At 61.7% G+C, this 16,823-nt stretch carries 14 protein-coding genes; 5 read left to right on the forward strand and 9 right to left on the reverse strand.

Features of this window, described 5'->3' with window-relative positions:
- Positions 1–229: 229 nt before the first annotated feature.
- Positions 230–1,429 (forward strand): amino acid aminotransferase, encoded by a 1,200-nt coding sequence (locus ACFSNN_RS37230; protein WP_134456624.1) that lies wholly within the window; start codon positions 230–232, stop codon positions 1,427–1,429.
- Between the two features lie 152 nt (positions 1,430–1,581).
- Here ACFSNN_RS37230 and ACFSNN_RS37235 read toward each other — a convergent pair whose 3' ends face one another.
- A complete protein-coding gene (locus tag ACFSNN_RS37235; RefSeq protein ID WP_134456625.1) occupies positions 1,582–2,820 on the reverse strand; it encodes a DUF3734 domain-containing protein in 1,239 nt (412 codons plus the stop codon).
- Between the two features lie 10 nt (positions 2,821–2,830).
- Positions 2,831–3,628: a 3-hydroxybutyrate dehydrogenase gene (locus ACFSNN_RS37240; RefSeq protein ID WP_134456626.1), complete on the reverse strand. Its 798-nt coding sequence runs from the start codon at positions 3,626–3,628 to the stop codon at positions 2,831–2,833.
- A 222-nt stretch (positions 3,629–3,850) separates the two neighbouring features.
- Here ACFSNN_RS37240 and ACFSNN_RS37245 point away from each other — a divergent pair, with 222 nt between their 5' ends.
- Together ACFSNN_RS37245 and ACFSNN_RS37250 are read left to right on the forward strand one after the other, a co-directional pair.
- Positions 3,851–4,822 (forward strand): potassium channel beta subunit family protein, encoded by a 972-nt coding sequence (locus ACFSNN_RS37245; protein WP_134456627.1) that lies wholly within the window; start codon positions 3,851–3,853, stop codon positions 4,820–4,822.
- A gap of 218 nt (positions 4,823–5,040) precedes the next feature.
- The gene (locus ACFSNN_RS37250; RefSeq protein ID WP_106312447.1) at positions 5,041–5,886 is read left to right on the forward strand and encodes a 23S rRNA (adenine(2030)-N(6))-methyltransferase RlmJ; all 846 of its coding nucleotides are present in this window, start codon (positions 5,041–5,043) and stop codon (positions 5,884–5,886) included.
- 188 nt (positions 5,887–6,074) lie between these two features.
- Here ACFSNN_RS37250 and ACFSNN_RS37255 read toward each other — a convergent pair whose 3' ends face one another.
- The 4 genes from ACFSNN_RS37255 to cueR form a co-directional block, all read right to left on the reverse strand.
- A complete protein-coding gene (locus tag ACFSNN_RS37255; protein ID WP_134456628.1) occupies positions 6,075–7,115 on the reverse strand; it encodes an ABC transporter substrate-binding protein in 1,041 nt (346 codons plus the stop codon).
- Positions 7,116–7,547: 432 nt separating this feature from the next.
- Positions 7,548–7,892 carry a hypothetical protein gene (locus tag ACFSNN_RS37260; RefSeq protein ID WP_134456629.1) on the reverse strand — a complete coding sequence of 115 codons (345 nt, stop codon included), beginning with the start codon at positions 7,890–7,892 and terminating at the stop codon, positions 7,548–7,550.
- A gap of 229 nt (positions 7,893–8,121) precedes the next feature.
- Positions 8,122–8,268: a DUF3563 family protein gene (locus ACFSNN_RS37265; protein WP_012432419.1), complete on the reverse strand. Its 147-nt coding sequence runs from the start codon at positions 8,266–8,268 to the stop codon at positions 8,122–8,124.
- Positions 8,269–8,572: 304 nt separating this feature from the next.
- On the reverse strand, positions 8,573–8,995 hold the full coding sequence (gene cueR / locus ACFSNN_RS37270) for a Cu(I)-responsive transcriptional regulator (protein ID WP_134456630.1): 423 nt from the start codon (positions 8,993–8,995) through the stop codon (positions 8,573–8,575).
- A 123-nt stretch (positions 8,996–9,118) separates the two neighbouring features.
- On the opposite strand from cueR, the gene ACFSNN_RS37275 reads away from it, so the two are divergent.
- Positions 9,119–9,358, forward strand: a complete 240-nt coding sequence (locus ACFSNN_RS37275) for a heavy-metal-associated domain-containing protein (protein WP_134456631.1) — start codon at positions 9,119–9,121, stop codon at positions 9,356–9,358.
- A gap of 11 nt (positions 9,359–9,369) precedes the next feature.
- Positions 9,370–10,290 (forward strand): dTDP-4-dehydrorhamnose reductase family protein, encoded by a 921-nt coding sequence (locus ACFSNN_RS37280; protein ID WP_134456632.1) that lies wholly within the window; start codon positions 9,370–9,372, stop codon positions 10,288–10,290.
- 121 nt (positions 10,291–10,411) lie between these two features.
- Here ACFSNN_RS37280 and ACFSNN_RS37285 read toward each other — a convergent pair whose 3' ends face one another.
- From ACFSNN_RS37285 to imuA, 3 genes are read right to left on the reverse strand one after another with little or no spacing between them, the layout of a single operon-like run.
- On the reverse strand, positions 10,412–13,993 hold the full coding sequence (locus ACFSNN_RS37285) for an error-prone DNA polymerase (RefSeq protein WP_134456633.1): 3,582 nt from the start codon (positions 13,991–13,993) through the stop codon (positions 10,412–10,414).
- A 5-nt stretch (positions 13,994–13,998) separates the two neighbouring features.
- Positions 13,999–15,780: a Y-family DNA polymerase gene (locus tag ACFSNN_RS37290; RefSeq protein ID WP_134456634.1), complete on the reverse strand. Its 1,782-nt coding sequence runs from the start codon at positions 15,778–15,780 to the stop codon at positions 13,999–14,001.
- Positions 15,680–16,519, reverse strand: a complete 840-nt coding sequence (gene imuA, locus ACFSNN_RS37295) for a translesion DNA synthesis-associated protein ImuA (protein WP_134456635.1) — start codon at positions 16,517–16,519, stop codon at positions 15,680–15,682. The genes ACFSNN_RS37290 and imuA overlap by 101 nt, the downstream gene beginning before the upstream one ends.
- Positions 16,520–16,823: the final 304 nt, after the last annotated feature.

The following is a 16,823-nucleotide window of genomic DNA, read 5'->3' on the forward strand; positions in this document are numbered from 1 at the left end:
CTTGGCGGACAGTGCCGCTCTTGCCAACTGGCGCCGGAGTGCCTGTTTTTCAAGCAAAAAATTCCCTACGAACGGCGTTGGCGTCCGAAAAACGGGCGCGAATTCGTTACAATGCGAAGCTGCGCTCGGTCGCCGCCGCCCGCAGCGAGTCCGCGTTTTGCGTCGGACGCCGCTGCCTGGCCGTCCGCGATCGAAGCCGCCCTCTTCTCACTACTGCTGCCCACCCATCATGTCTCTGTTCTCCGCCGTCGAACTTGCTCCCCGCGACCCGATTCTGGGCCTGAACGAAGCCTTCAACGCCGATGCGCGCACCACCAAGGTCAACCTTGGCGTCGGCGTGTATTTCAACGAAGAAGGCAAGATTCCGCTGCTGCGCGCCGTGCGCGACGCCGAAAAGGCGCGCGTCGAAGCTGCGCTGCCGCGCGGGTATCTGCCGATCGAAGGCATTGCCGCTTACGACGCCGCCGTGCAGAAACTGCTGCTCGGCAACGACTCGCCGCTGATCGCAGCGGGCCGCGTCGTGACGGCGCAGGCATTGGGCGGCACGGGCGCGTTGAAGATCGGCGCGGACTTCCTGAAGCGCCTGAATCCGAACGCGAAGGTCGCGATCAGCGATCCGAGCTGGGAAAACCACCGTGCGCTGTTCGAAAGCGCAGGCTTCGAAGTCGTCTCGTATCCGTACTACGACGCGCAAACCCACGGCGTCAATTTCGACGCCATGCTGAGCGCGCTGAACAGCTACGCGGCAGGCACCGTCGTCGTTCTGCACGCGTGCTGCCATAACCCGACCGGCGTGGACCTGAGCGTCGAGCAATGGAAGCAGATCGTCGAAGTGGTCAAGGCGCGAAACCTGGTGCCGTTCCTCGACATCGCTTACCAAGGTTTCGGCGACAACATCGAAGCGGACGCTGCAGCCGTGCGTCTGTTCGCAGCGTCGGAATTGAACGTGTTCGTGTCGTCGTCGTTCTCGAAGTCGTTCTCGCTGTATGGCGAGCGCGTCGGCGCGCTGTCGGTGATCACGGCGAGCAAGGAGGAATCCGCTCGCGTGCTGTCGCAACTCAAGCGCGTGATCCGCACGAACTACTCGAACCCGCCGACGCACGGCGGCTCGGTGGTTGCGGCCGTGCTGGCGTCGCCGGAACTGCGCGCCACGTGGGAAACCGAACTGGCCGAAATGCGTGACCGTATTCGCGCCATGCGCAACGGTCTGGTCGAACGTCTGAAGGCAAGCGGCGTGGATCGCGATTTCAGCTTCGTGAATGCGCAACGCGGCATGTTCTCGTACTCGGGTCTGACGGCGCCGCAAGTGGACCGCCTGCGTGAAGAGTTCGGCATCTACGCCGTGAGCACGGGTCGCATCTGCGTGGCTGCGCTGAATACGCGCAATCTCGACGTGGTGGCCAACGCGGTCGCTCTCGTGTTGAAGTAAGTATTGGCGGGCGCGGGCATTCATTGCACGCGCTCTGCTGGAACTGGTTGTGGAAACGGCGCCCTTTTAGGGCGCCGTTTTTGTTTGTGGCGGTGCGGTGTGCAACGTGCTTGTTGCTTGTTGCTTGTTGCTCGCTCAGACTGGTGCCTCCCTCAGCGCGCATCCCGATGGATATCGTGCGTGACAAAGCCCGCGTCGTTATCCGGCATGTCGAGCCAATCGGGTTGCGCGAGCGAATGACGGATGTCCTCCAAACCGCTTTGCCAATGTTCGCGCATCGTCGACAGGCCGAACTGAAAGTCCTTGTAGTGACCTTCGTATTCCTTGTGCCGGTAGATCAGATGGACCACGTTGTAGCGCTTCGAACACGACAGATCCTCGGCCAGCTTGCACCAGGGGTCGTCACGCTGATCGGACGGCACGCGATCCAGCACCTCACGCAACACGTGCCGGAAACGCTGCGACCGCTGCAGCATATCGGTCACGAGACGCGTGCGGCTCGAATACTGAATATCTTTCATGCGCCCTTGCACGTCGGTGATGTTGTCCGGCACCGGTCCGATCGCGCTCCAGAGATCGACCTGGAAAGCGAGCGTGTCGCGACGCGGCGTGGACTGGATCACCTCGTAGAGCGGCGTGTTCGACATCAAACCACCGTCCCAGTAGTACTGACCGTCGATCTCGACCGCCGCAAAACCGGGCGGCAACGCGCCTGACGCCATGAAATGCTCGGGCCTGAGCGTTGTGTGCGTGTTATCGAAGTACGCGAAATTTCCCGTGCCGCAATTGACCGCCCCCACCGAGACGCGCATTTCCTTCGAATTGATCCGGTCGAAATCGCAGAACGCTTCGAGCGTGGCCTTCAACGGCGTGGTGTCGTAATAGCTGGCCAATTGCGGCGGCCCGGACACCGTGGGCAACGGCGGCGGGAAGCGCGGCACAAAAAAGCCCTTCTGCCCCTCGACGATGGCGCCCACGGCCTGCGTTGCCGTAAAAGCCTTGCGTATAGCGTCGCTGGAATTGAAGAGAGCGTGCTCGATAAACGCAGGCAGCGGCGGCCCGAAGGCTGGCTGGCAGATCGTCTCCCAGAATTGCAGCAGCCGTTCAACGCGCTTTTCCGGCGGATTGCCGGCGATGATTGCCGTATTCAATGCGCCGATCGAAATGCCGGCCAGCCAGTTCGGCTCGATGCCGGCCTCGTAAAGTCCCTGAAAGACACCGGCCTGATAAGCGCCCAACGCGCCGCCGCCTTGCAGCATCAAGGCGACGGTTTCGTACTTGGGCAAATGGAGGTGCCGGCCGGGATGCGCGGCGGGCGCCGGACCGGCGCCCTCGCCTTCCCCGTCGCCGGGCGCGCCGACGCGCGCCCGCTTGAGATTGCGTTGCGCCATAGGCACCTCCTTATTGCATGTACCAGCCGTGGCTCACAATAAAGGACTGGCCGGTCAGCGCCGCCGTCGGGAACGTGGACAGAAACAACACCGTTTGCGCCACGTCTTCCACCGTGGTGAAGACACCGTCGACCGTGCCGCCCAGCATGACGCGCTTGACCACGTCTTCCTCGCTGATGCCCAGTTCCTTGGCCTGTTCCGGAATCTGTTTGTCGACGAGCGGCGTGCGCACGAAACCCGGACACACCACATGCGAGCGCACGTTGTGCTTGGCGCCTTCTTTGGCGAGCACGCGCGAGAGCCCTAGCAACGCGTGCTTGGCCGTGACATACGCCGATTTGAGCGGCGACGCTTCGTGCGAGTGGACCGAGCCCATGTAGATCACGATGCCGCCGCGATCGTCCTTGTACATGTGCTTGAGCGCGGCCTTGGTGGTCAGGAACGCGCCGTCCACGTGAATCGCCTGCATCTTTTTCCAATCCGAAAACGAATAGTTTTCGATCGGATTGACGATCTGGATGCCGGCGTTGGAAATGAGGATATCGACCGAGCCGAGTTCCGCGGCCACTTTGTCGATGCCCTGATTGACGGCGTCTTCGCTCGTGACGTCCATCGCCACGCCGATTGCCTTGCCGCCGGCCTTTTTGATTTCTTCAGCGACGGCGTTCGCACCGTCCTGATTCAAGTCGGCAATCGCGACAGCCGCGCCTGCTGCGGAAAGAGTCAGCGCAATCTGCTTGCCGATGCCGCTTGCGGCGCCCGTAACAACCGCAACCTTGCCATTCAGATTCGTGTTCGTTGACGACATCCATAACCTCCATGCAGTTGATGAGCAATGAGACCACGGGCCGCGGGCAGCGGGAAGTCAGCCAGACGATATAGGCCGTCTGGCCGAATGCTGCACTGCGGCCAACGCTGCTATTGTGCATGAAGCGCGTGAACTGCATCGGTAAACTGCGCGTCCAAGCGTATCTCTTTAAACTGGACGTTTCGGCGGGATTCCGGTGGCATCACCAACAAGGAGGAATGCATGAATTATCGACGTCTGGGCCGTTCCGGCCTGCAAGTCAGCGAACTGTCCATCGGCTCGTGGGTCACCTACGGCAATCAGGTGGACACCCACGCGGCACGCGAATCGCTCGCGGCCGCGCGTGACGCGGGAGTCAACTTCTTTGACAACGCCGAGGTATATGCCGGCGGCAAATCCGAAGAAATCATGGGCCAGGCGCTCAAGGAACTGGCGTGGCCGCGCGTGAGCTACGTGGTGTCGACGAAATTCTTCTGGGGACTCGCGGAAGCACCGAATCAGTACCACACGCTGAACCGCAAATATCTGCTGAACGCGATCGACGCCTCGCTCAAACGGCTGCAACTCGACTATGTCGATCTGGTGTTCTGCCATCGTCCGGACCCGAACACGCCTGTGGAGGAAACCGTCTGGGCCATGAGCGACATGATCACTCGCGGCAAGGCGCTGTACTGGGGCACCTCCGAATGGAGCGCCGATGAAATCCGCGCCGCTTACGACATCGCGGAGCGGCATCATCTGCACAAGCCGGTCATGGAGCAGCCGCAGTACAACCTGTTCCATCGCAAGCGCGTCGAAGAGGAATACAAGCGGCTTTACGAGGATATCGGTCTCGGGCTGACTACCTGGAGCCCGCTCGCATCCGGCTTGCTGACCGGCAAATACCGTGACGGCGTGCCGGCCGACAGCCGCGCGCAATTGCAGGGTTACGACTGGCTCCGCAAGCAGGTCACCGACGCGGGCAAGAACAACGTGGTCGGCAAGCTCGGCGAAGTGGCGGACGAGTTGGGCTGCACGATCGGTCAACTTGCCATTGGCTGGATTCTGAAGAATCCGAATGTCAGTACCGTGATAACGGGTGCGTCGCGAGTCGAACAGATCGGCGAGAACATGAAGTCCGCCGACGTCGCCGAGCGAATCACGCCGGAAATCAAGACGCGCATCGAGGAAATCATCGGCGACGCGCACGACTGATCGGACTCGGGTGAGCGCGCAACATCGCCGTAGTCGCACGGCGGCCATGGCCGCGTTGCGCGTGCAACCCGCCGCAATGCGCGGTGCGCAACGCGGCGTCGCGTACAATACGCGACCGCGCTGCACACCGGCGCCGTATGTCCACTGTGCAGCCGCATTGCATCCGCATCGCCGAATCCGCCCTGGAGCGGCACGCCCTCTTTCAGCGTCTCCTCATCATGCTCAGCTACCGCCACGCCTTTCATGCAGGCAATCACGCCGACGTTCTGAAACACGCCGTCGTGTTGCAGCTTCTGCGCTACCTTGGCCAGAAGGACAAGTCCTACTGGTATATCGACACGCATGCGGGCGCCGGCGTCTACTCGCTGAAGGAAGGTTACGCGACCAAAACCGGCGAGTTCCAGACCGGCATCGGCAAACTGTGGGGGCGCAACGACCTGCCGCCGATGTTCGCCGACTACGTCGACGAAGTGAGCGCGCTCAATCCGGACGGCCAGTTGCGTTTCTATCCCGGATCGCCCTATATCGCGTGGCGGCAGATGCGCGAACAGGACCGCATGCGCCTGTTCGAACTGCACACCACCGAAATCGACGTGCTGCGCCACAATTTCCGCGACGCGGGCCGTCGCGCGATGCTGTATGCGGGCGACGGCTTCGACGGCATTCTCGCCTTGTTGCCGCCGGCCCCTCGTCGCGCGTTGGTGCTGCTCGATCCATCGTATGAGGACAAGCGTGACTACATCCGCACGCTGCGCTGCGTCGAAGAAAGCCTGAAGCGTTTTCCGACCGGCACTTATGCCGTCTGGTATCCGCAGGTGAGGCGCCCTGAGTCGCAGCGCTTCCCCGACCAGCTGAAGAAGTTGCAGGACAAGAACTGGCTGCACGTGAGCCTGACTGTCAGCAATCCGCCAGAGGATGGTTTTGGGCTTTTTGGCAGCGGCATGTTCATTCTGAACCCGCCGTATACGCTGGCAAAAACGCTGAAGGATCAGATGCCCTGGCTCGTCAAGGCGCTCGGCGAAGACAAGGCCGCACAGTTTAAGGTGGAGTATCGCGGCGACTGAATTTCTTGTTGTGGGCTGCGAGCTTTTGTTGGTCGCGGGCTCTTTGCGGCCTTCACGCTTTTGTGGCTTCTGAGCTTTTGCGGCCTCCGAGCATACAGTTCGCCGAGCCGGGCTAGCGTTGTTTTCGCCGGCCACGCGCGCACGACGCGCGCGGCCGGCCCAGTTGCTCAGTCAGCCCAAGCCACCGACTATTTGATCTGCGCCGCGGCCTTCCGGGCAAAGTCGTTGGTATATGTCGCGTTCAAATCGATCTTTTTCGGATCGAGCCGGTTATCGAACGAGGACAACGCGCGCAATGACGTCGCCGGGCCGTCAGCAGGCATCAAGCCGTCGGGCGAATAAGCGTCGCGCACGTTGTGAAAAGCCTCCACATAAAGCGCCGAATCGTTGAGCAAATAGGCCGGCGGCACCATCTTCAGCAGATCGGCGTCGCTCGCGCCCTGCAGCCAGTGATCCGCGCGCACGATGGCATTGGCGAGCGCCTGCGTCGTCTTCGGATACTTCTGGATGAAATTGTCCGAGGCATAAAGCGTCGCCGCCGGCATCGTGCCGCCGAACACCTCCTGCGTACCCTTTACCGTACGCGTGTCGACCAGCACCTTGATCGCGCCGCTGCGCGCCAGCTTGGTCATCATTGGATCCACGTTGGATAGCGCGTCGATCTGGCCGCCGCTTACCGCGGCCAGCACGGAGGCGCCGCTGCCCACGCCGATCGCCGAAATCTCGTTGCGCTGCACGCCGGCCTTGCGCAAAGCCACGGTGAGCACGAGATCCGTCGACGAACCCGGCGCGCTCACGCCGACTTTGGCGCCTTTGAAGTCCGCTAGAGTCTTGAGCTGATCGGCCTTCGATTTCAACACCGCGACGACGATTTGCGGCGCGCGCCCCATCAGCGCAAACGCCCGGTAATGCTGCCCTTTCTCCTGCATGAACAGCGTGTGCTCGAACGCGCCGGCGCCGACGTCGGCACTGCCGCCCACGACCGCTTCCAACGCCTTCGATCCGCCCGCGAAATCCTCGAGCGTGACGTCGAGGCCTTCGTCCTTGAAGTAGCCCAACTGTTGCGCGGCGAGCACCGGCAGATAGTAAAGGCCCGGCAGACCGCCGACGGCCATGGTCAGCGCGGGCTTTTCCGGTGTGTCTTTGGCAAACGCGGCGCCAGGCAACGTGGCAAGCGCAAGCAGCGTAAGGCAGGCGCCGGCAGCCTGTCGCATCCAGTGGGTCTGCATTCGATGTCTCCTTCTTCTGTTTTTCGTTCGATGCGGTCGTGCCCGGCTTGATGTGTGGCTCGAGTCGCTGGCGAGAGACCGCGCGCGATGATTGTCGTCGGACGGTTGCGGCCGCGCCATGCGCCCAAACCCCAATGGCGCACGCGACGCGTCGGCGCATGAGTTGCAGATTCTTGGTCTGCGCTCGCGTTGAGGCCGCGCTGTTGTCGTTGGTCGAAGAGGAGAAATTGGGTCAATCGAGTGCACGCTCATGCGGGCACCCGTGCGTCGGAGAGTTGGCCATGCACGGACAGGCATTGACCAAGATGGGAAGCACTGCCGTGGGAAGTCGCGTCTCCAGCACTTGCCAAGGCCGAGGCGCTAGACCACGCTGCGGTTGCGCTGGAGGGACCGCCACGTGTGGCGCTCGGATCTGACGCAGAGAGCGAGCGCCTATTGCGGCCGAGGCGCTGGACGAGGCTGCGGTTGCGGCGGCAACGTACCTCCTCCTGTGGGCAACTGTATATAAGGCGCCACAACGATCGGGATCGACGAATTCGGCGCCAGTTCGGCCGGCGTCGCAATGGGCTGCGCTTCGACGATCGGCTGATGCGAAAGCGGCGCGGTCTGCAGCACGGTTCCGCTCTGGCCGTCGTTGATGCCATTCTGCGAATCGAGAATCACCGGCTTGCGCGCGCTGGCCGACGCCGCATAAGCGCTCGACACGGCGAAGGCCGTGCTCAGCGAGACTGCAATGGTCACAGCCAAAATGGATTTGAGCGGGCGGACAAGTGGCATGGGCGGACCGGTTGAGTTTGGGAAAGCCGGATTTCGCGAAAAAACGCTTTACCTTACCGCGACAGTCGCCGCGAGGCTAGTCGATATTCGCCACGCGTAGCGTGCAAGCGCCGTCTGCCTGAAATACTCGTAGTCCAGATGTGACAAAGCCCCGCTTAGACGGGGCTTGATGCTTTTACTGCCGTGGCCGCGATGAACGCCGCCGGGTCAAACGCGATGCCGATGAAACTTACAGCGAGTAGCCGTTGGTTTCGAGCGAGCGGATGCGCTGTTCGAGCTGGACGATGTCCGACGACGATGCCAGGTAGGCTTCGCGACGGGTGCGTTCAGCGGTTTCAAACCAGGTGCTCAGCTTTTCAAGTACGTATGCAAACATGATGTTCTCCAAGGATCAGATTGAATCCCCGGTGGATTGGGCATCAGGGATTTCCCGTAAAAGGGTTAACCCGGATTATAGCCCTATAGTGCGACCTGGCTAGTGAAATGCCCGCATGACGTGCATTCCGATTTGGAATGGTGCACGTGTGTGGTGTGCGTAAATGACTGATCTAATTCAATTTGAGATCGAATTTCAGCATCAACCGATGTCGCCCCATATTTTTATGCCCAATAGCGGTGCAAATATGACGGCGGTTGCGATAAATCGAAGGACAAGGTTGCACCTGCGGCAAAACACAATCTCAAATCGGATGACAACCCTGCCCCGAAACCAGATCCGTGTCGGCGAGCCGCTCGATAATCGGACAATCAGGACGATCGTCGCCGTGACAGTGGTCGGCGAGATGCGCCAGCGTGTCGCGCATGTCGGTCAGTTCGGCGATGCGGCGATCGAGTTCCGCGACGTGCTCCAGTGCAATGGTCTTCACCTCGGCGCTAGCCCGCGAGCGATCGTGCCATAGCGCAAGCAGCCGTCGAATATCCTCGATCAAAAAACCAAGCCGGCGCGCCTGGCGGATGAAGCGCAGCGAGTGAACCTCTTGCGGACCGTATACGCGATAGTTGGCGCTGGTACGCGATTTCGCCGCCAGCAAGCCGACACTCTCGTAGTAGCGGATCATTTTCGCCGTGAGGCCCGACGCGCGGGCCGCTTCACCGATATTCATGGGCGTTTCTCCAGTGTATGCATCGATCGTACACCTTCCCATAATGGGAAGGTCATCCACTGAATTGCGGATCGGCAGGCATAATTCAACCGTCGCACTATCCATTTTCCCGAGGCAACCCCGATGACGATCGAATTCCAGGTAGAAGGCATGAGCTGCCAGCATTGTGTGACGGCGGTCACGAACGCCATCCGCGAACACGATAACGGCGCGCAAGTCCGCGTGGATCTGGCGTCCGGGCGCGTCGCGGTGGAATCGGCGCAACCGGCCGAGACGCTCAAGGCTGCCATCGACGAAGCCGGCTACACCGTGACGAGCATCACGAGCGGCACGGCCAGCGGCTCGCCCGGCGCGGCCCGTTAAGCGAGTTCATCATGTTCAAAGTTGCCGTCATTGGTGCCTCCGGGCTGCTTGGCCGCGCGCTCGTCGACGAACTGGCGCAGCAGAGCGCTTGGCAAGTCGTCGCCACGGCATTCAGCCGGCCGGCGCCGGGCAAGGTCGCGCTGGATATCCGCGACGCGCAGGCGGTCGAGCAGTTCGTCGAACGCGAAGCGCCGGACGCGCTCGTGATTGCCGCGGCGGAGCGTCGGCCGGACGTGTGCGAGCATGATCCCGCGCTGGCTCGCGCGCTGAATGTCGATGCGGTGCGCACCCTTGCCACGGCGGCAAACCGGCGCGGCGCATGGACGCTGTCGATCTCTACCGACTATGTGTTCGACGGCACGCACCCGCCCTACCAGCACGATTCCGTGCCGGCGCCGCTCAACGCCTATGGGCACAGCAAGCTCGCAGGCGAGCGCGCGCTGACTGAATCGACCGACCTCGGTTGCGTGTTGCGTCTGCCGCTGCTGTACGGGCCGATCGTCAGTTGGGCGGAGTCGGCCGTCACGAGTCTGGTGCCAGCGATCGCCGGGTCGGCGGCGCCGGGGAGGACACCCGCCGTCATGGATGCATGGGCGATCCGTTACCCCACCTTCACGCCGGACGTCGCGTTCGTGATCCGGCAGATGCTCGAATGGCACGCGCAAGGCAACGCGATCCGCGGCATCGTGCAATGGTCCGGCGACGAACCAATGAACAAATACGAGATCGCCGTGCGCCTCGCCGAAGCGTTGCAACTCGACGCGCATCTGACGCCGCAAGCTACGCCGGCCGATTCGACGCCTCGGCCGCATAACTGCCACCTGGCTTCGAGCCGCCTCGAGGCGCTCGGCATAGGCCGGCGCACGCCGTTCGATACAGCGATTCGGCAGGTGTTAGCGACATTTCCGTGGCGCGGCGCCGCGCACGCATAGAACGTTTTGTCTGGCAGATAGGGTTGAGCGCGGCGAGCCGCCCGTGTTGTGATTCGACCGATGCGCGCCGGCACGACGGCCTTGCGTCGAGCCGGCGCGCTTGGGCCACCGCGAACCGCCCTCAATGAAAATCGCGGCTCGCCGTGGCCAGTTCGCCCAGCCATTCGCTGTGATCCTCAAGGCGATGAGCGACGAGATGGATCACCTCACCCTTGTTCTTCCGTTTCGTCTTAGCCTGATTCGCGCTCACTCCGTTGCCGGCAACGTCGCCGCCAGTCGCTACGCCGTCGTCGCGCTGCAAAACGCCGTAGACCGCCAGCAACGATGCGCCCAGCAAAACCTTGCGCTGCTTTTCCACCAGTGACGGCCAGACGATCACATTGATCGAACCGGTCTCGTCTTCGATGGAAACGAACACCGTGCCGTTTGCCGTGCCCGGCCGCTGCCGCACGGTGACGATGCCGCACGCTCGCGCCAGCGTGCCGTGCTGACACGCGGCGAGTTCGGCGGCCGTGCGAAAACGATGCTGGGCAAGACGTGCACGCAAGAGCGCAAGCGGATGACGATTGAGCGTGAGGCCAAGGCTCGCGTAGTCGTCGACGATTTCGCGGCTTTCGGCTGCCTGCGGCAACATCAGCGGCGCTTCGGCGATCGGCGCATCGCGCAGCAGTTTGGGCACCGTGTGCTGCGCCGTCACGGCCCACCATGCTTCGCGTCGATGTCCCGCGATACTGACCAGCGCGTTCGCCGCGGCAAGCGCTTCGAGATCGCGCCGCGTCAGGGCCGCGCGGCGCGCCAGATCGTCGACATCGGTAAACGGTGCTTCGTTCCGGGCGGCCATGATGCGTTCGGCCGCCGCTTGCGAGAAGCCTTTGATCAGATGCATGCCGATGCGCACAGCGGGACCGCGCGCGCCATAAGTGCTCGACGGTTGAAACACGCGGGCAGTCAATCGCTGCGCCGCGCGCCGGACCGTCCTGCTCACCGTCAAACGCCGCAGCGAAAGGTCGCGCAACTGCTGCGCGGAGACTACGGCTTGCTGGCGATGCAAACAGGTTTCGTCCGCTGAGATCCGCTGTCCTTCGTGGCCGCGCCTCTCGAATGTCGACTCCCAATCGCTCAAGGTCACGTCGGGCGGCAATACCTCGACGCCGTGACGCTTTGCATCCTGAACGAGTTGCGACGGCGAATAAAACCCCAACGGCTGACTGTTCAGCAAACCCGCCAGAAAAGCAGCCGGTTCATAGCGCTTCAACCATGCGCTGAGATAGACGAGCAGCGCGAAACTCGCCGCATGGCTCTCCGGAAAACCATATTCGCCGAAGCCTTCGATCTGTTTGCAGATGCGGTCGATGAACTCCTGTTCATAACCACGCTTGAGCATCCGCTCGTTCAAATCCTTCTGATACTTCGCGAGGTTGCCGCTGCGCCGCCATGCCGCCATCGCGCGCCGCAACTGATCGGCCTGCTCACCGGTATATTTCGCCGCAACCATCGCCAGATGCATGACCTGTTCCTGGAAAATCGGCACGCCGAGCGTGCGCTCGAGCACGGGACGCAATTCATCCTTCGCGTAGTCGACCGTCTCGAGCCCCTGCTTGCGGCGCAGATAGGGATGCACCATGCCGCCCTGAATCGGCCCGGGCCGCACGATCGCCACTTCGATCACGAGATCGTAGTACTTGTTGGGCTTCAGGCGCGGCAACATGCTTTGCTGCGCTCGCGATTCGATCTGGAATACGCCGATCGTATCGGCATGGCCGCACATTTCGTAGACGGCGCGATCCTCGCGTGGAATATCCTGCACCCTGAACTTCGGAAAGCCGCGCCGCAACGCGACAAATTCCAGCGCGCGCCGGATCGCCGACAACATGCCGAGCGCCAGCACGTCGACTTTCAGCAACTTGAGCGCGTCGATATCGTCCTTGTCCCACTCGATCACGCTGCGGTCTTTCATCGTCGCGTTCTCGATCGGCACGAGTCGCGACAGTTTGTCTTTCGCGATCACAAAGCCACCGACGTGTTGCGACAGATGACGCGGGAAAGCGCGCAACTCCTTCGTGAGACGAATCAGATTCTGCGTGATGTGCGAATTGGCGTCGAAGCCCGCTTCGGCCAGATATTTGGCGACTGCATCCGTGCCGTCCCACCATTGTTGCGATTTGCTGATCCGCTCGATCAACGACACCTCGAGACCGAGCGCCTTGCCGACGTCCTTCAGTGCACTGCGCGCGTGATATGTAATAAGCGACGCAGTCAGCGCCGCCCGATGACGGCCGTACTTCGTATAGATATATTGAATGACCTCTTCGCGCCGCTGATGCTCGAAATCGACGTCGATATCAGGCGGCTCGTTGCGCGCGCGCGAGATGAAGCGTTCGATCAGCATGTTCATGTGCACTGGATCGATTTCCGTGACGTGCAGGCAATAACAAACGATCGAATTCGCCGCCGATCCTCGCCCCTGGCAGAGAATGTTTCTGGAGCGCGCGAAACTCACGATATCGTGCACCGTCAGAAAATACTTTTCGTATTTCAGATCAGCGATCAGCCCCAACTCCTTTTCGATCTGACCGATTCGCTTCAGGTCTATGCCTTTGGGCCAGCGCTCCATCGCGCCGGCCATGACCAGTTTGCGCAGATAACTCGACGGCGACTCGCCGGCGGGCACGAGTTCCTCGGGATACTCATACTTGAGTTCGTCGAGCGAGAAACGGCATAGCGCGGCGATACGCAGCGTTTCTTCCAGCGTATCGCGCGGATACAGTTTGCCAAGCCGCACACGCGTACGCATGTGCCGCTCCGCGTTCGCCTCGAGCGCATGGCCGCATTGCGATAGCGGCGTGACGAGGCCAATGGCGGTCATCGTGTCCTGCAACGGCTTGCGCGATCGGGCATGCATGAGAACGCCGCCTGCCGCGACCAGCGGCAAACCGCTCGCTTTTGAAATCATGCGCAAGGCGTCGATCTGAAGATCGTCGCTGCCCGTTTGCCAAAGTTCGAGCGCGATCCACGCCCGTTGTGCAGCGAACGAGGCGAGCCAATGCGCACAGCGCAGCGTATGCGAGAGCGTCGCCGTGCGCTGCGGCACGAGCATCAGGACGCAATCGGGTAAGGTTTTTAGATGCGCCAGATGGGGTAAAGAGTTGGTGAAGTCGGACGGACCGAGGCGATAGCTGCCTTTGTCCGCGCGCGAGCGGGCCAGCGTAATCAGTTCGGAAAGATTGCCGTAACCGTTGCGGTTGGTTGCGAGCGCAACGAGGGTGCAGAAGGGATCGCCGGTTTCGTCGGTCAGATTGAGTTCGCTGCCGATGATCAGGTGAGGGAGGGGTTTCAGTGCCTCGGCTTCCGCGGTTTCCTGTTGCGCGGGTTCCTGTTGCGACGCTTCGATTTGTGTCGCGTCTTCCGAACGCGCTTCCGGTTGCGCAGTGTTTGCCTTGTCCTCGCGCTCTTTCTGCTGACGCTCCCGCTCCGTTTTGATTTCCTTCAACGCCGTGTGAGCGCGCACGACGCCGGCCAACGAGCATTCGTCGGTGATGGCGAGCGCGCTGTAGCCGCGCGACATCGCCTGCTCGACGAGCTCATGGGGATGCGATGCGCCCCGCAGAAACGAGAAATTAGTCAGGCAATGCAATTCCGCATACGCCGGCAACTGAGTGGCGAGTGGCTGCTGCGCGAGAAATGACGGCTGCGTTAGTGGCATGATGGTCAGCCGAACAAACCCTGCAAATACCACTCGCCGTTAAGGCGTTCGCGGTATACCCAGAACATGTGACCGCGGTCATCGGCCGCGACGTAGTAATCGCGCTCCACCCGGTTGCCGTCCCACCACCCTGCTTCGATCCGCTCGGTGCGCGTGAGCATTTTCAGCGGCCGACGATAGATGGGCCGCTGATCGCGCATCATCAGGCGCAGCGGTTTGTCAAGCATCCAGACCGGGCGAGGCTGCGACGGCAACGCACTGTCGGGTAGATCGAGCGAGGTTTGGGTATCGGCCGGTTGGGAGCCGGATCGGCGATTGTTTCTTGCGTTGGCTGTTTCGTTTAGCTGTTGGGCTGCCTGTGCCGCTAGTGCCACTCGCGCAAGCGAATCGCCGTCTGCGCGCCCCTCCTCCGCCGATGCGGCGTGCTGCAATGCATCGGTCAGCCAGGCGTGGTCTGCTTTAACTTTTGTCCGGGTTTTCGCCGGCGAACGCTTCTTGCGCGAAAACGCTTGCGCCTCGTAGGCTTCGACGCGCATTGCCCGCTCGGGACGATGATCGTCCTGCACCGACATCTGCAGCACATTCTCCGGCCCCAACCGCGCGCTCAGGCGTTCGAGCAGACGCGCAATCGAATCGCCATCGGATTCGGGCATGGGAAACAAGGTGTCCGACTGCCCGGCATATTCGGCGATTTGATCCGCGACCAGCTTCAACTCGATGACCGGTGCCGCCAGCACGGTCTGATTCAATTTTTCCCGCAGCAACCAGATCAGATGCTCGGCATCGCGCGACGGTATGGCCCACGCGACCCTCAGGCTCGATGTCGTCGGCGCATGACGGGACGCCAACTCATGCTCGAGCAGCAACGTATAGCCGCTGAGCGCCGCGTGATGCGCGCTCAGCCAGCCGGCCAGCTGCACGATCAGCCGACGCGCGGCGAACAGCAAGGCATCCGCGTTGTCGACCCGCGAGGGCAATTCCAGTTGCGCATGAAACGACGCCGGCGCACGAAACGATTCGCGTGGATCCGGGCGCGTGCCATACGCTTGCGCCAGCAGATCCAGAATGCCGCTGCCGAAACGTCGCACGACACCGGAGCGCGGCAATTGACGCAAATCGGCCAGCGTCGTGCAGCCGACGTGCGCAAGCGCATCGCGATGCGCTTGCGTGACCGGCAGCAGCGATACCGATAAACCATCGAGGACACGCGCAAGCGACGTCTCCTTGACCACGTGCCAGCGATTCTTCTGCCGAACGGCGCGGGCCTGCGCCAATAGCCACGCTCCCCAGGCAGTCGGCGCACAGGCGATGCGCGCCGTGTAGCCGAATTCCGCCACCGTGGCCGCCACCCGCGACAACAACGCGCGCAAGCCGCCGAACAACCTCAACCCGGAGCCGACTTCCAGCAACAGGGTATGTGCTTCGGCAAGCGATACTTTCGGCGTGTACGTCAGCAAGGCAAGCGCTATGGCTTCGAATGCCTGGGTTTCGCGGGCGGCGTCGGCGGCAAGCAGTTCGAGCCCCGGCGCCAACGCCAAGGCGTACGAACGCGAATGACCCGCGTGCACGCCGGCGCGCAGTGCGTCGAAATCCGGCATCAGAATGTGCGCGTGGTCGGCTAGCGCGTAACAACGCCCTTCGACGATGTTGTCGGCATCGTGAAGTTGGCTTGTCTCGTCGCACGATTCACGCCGATTCGGCTTCGCGAGCGAACCATCCGGGAGCGGCGCGAGAGGCTTCACCGCTTCCAGCGACAAGAGTGGCAATGTGACGGCGATCCACAGCATGTTTAATCTCTGGCCCTTGATGGCCACTCACTCCGTTTTCCGGCAACAAGACGCTTTGTAAAGGCAAAACGAGACGAAGAGGCTCGGCTAGCGGCGGCCCGCGACGCTTGAAGATGTCGATCGACACACCAATCTCCTGCAGCCATTGACGACGGTTGATCGTCTGCGCATTGGCCGGCAAGAGCGGCTCACAGATCATTCGCAATGGCGCCGGGGAAGATTGCGTGGCGGCTTCGACAGGCCGGATCAAAAATGCCAGCGATGCCGACTCCTGAGCCGCCACTTGCAGACGCCTGACCTTGTCGGCACGCGCATTCGGCAGCCAAACCAGGACCGCGCCGATGCCATCCTGCTTCAAGGCCTGAGCAGCGGCCCACAAGGCCTGGTCTTCACTCGATCGGACCCATAAAACTCGCTCGACATCGACACCCCAGGCTCTCAATGCGGCAGCGCATGGCTGATACGGAGGCGCCACGAGCATGACATGCCGCTTAGCGTGCTTTGTCAGATGACACAGCGCGTGGGCCAGCAGACGTATTTCACCCACTCCACCATGCTCGATCAACAATTCCGTCAGACCGCCAGCTGACCAGCCTTGCCCCGGCAACAAACAATCCAGCTCGGCATAGCCGCTGGAAATCACACGCGAGTCTGCCTCGGCAAGCTCATTGCCCTGCCACACCTGACGTCGTAATTGGGACGACAGGGCGGACGTCGCAAGCTGAATCGCTGCTGCCATAGACACGCTCTTGAATTAGGGAATGCTCCGCCCTGCCTAGCATCGAGCAAGCATGGGGTGAGGAGTTTTCACTGTATATTTATACAGTATTTTAAGGTGAATGTTAAGACGGACGGATGCTGCCGGACTGTCGCAGGAAGGGGTTTGAGGAAGTGATGAATGCTTTTTTAGGACTTCGGGAAATGCGGTAACAACCCAAGACAACTGGAGTGCGACGGCCCACGGCAGCAGTTTATTGATGCGATTGATCGTATGCGGTCGAGGAACAACGTCCTTCCAATGAGTGGCTGAAGGTCTGAACCTA

The organism is Paraburkholderia dipogonis, assembly GCF_042680985.1.
Classification (GTDB): domain Bacteria; phylum Pseudomonadota; class Gammaproteobacteria; order Burkholderiales; family Burkholderiaceae; genus Paraburkholderia; species Paraburkholderia phytofirmans.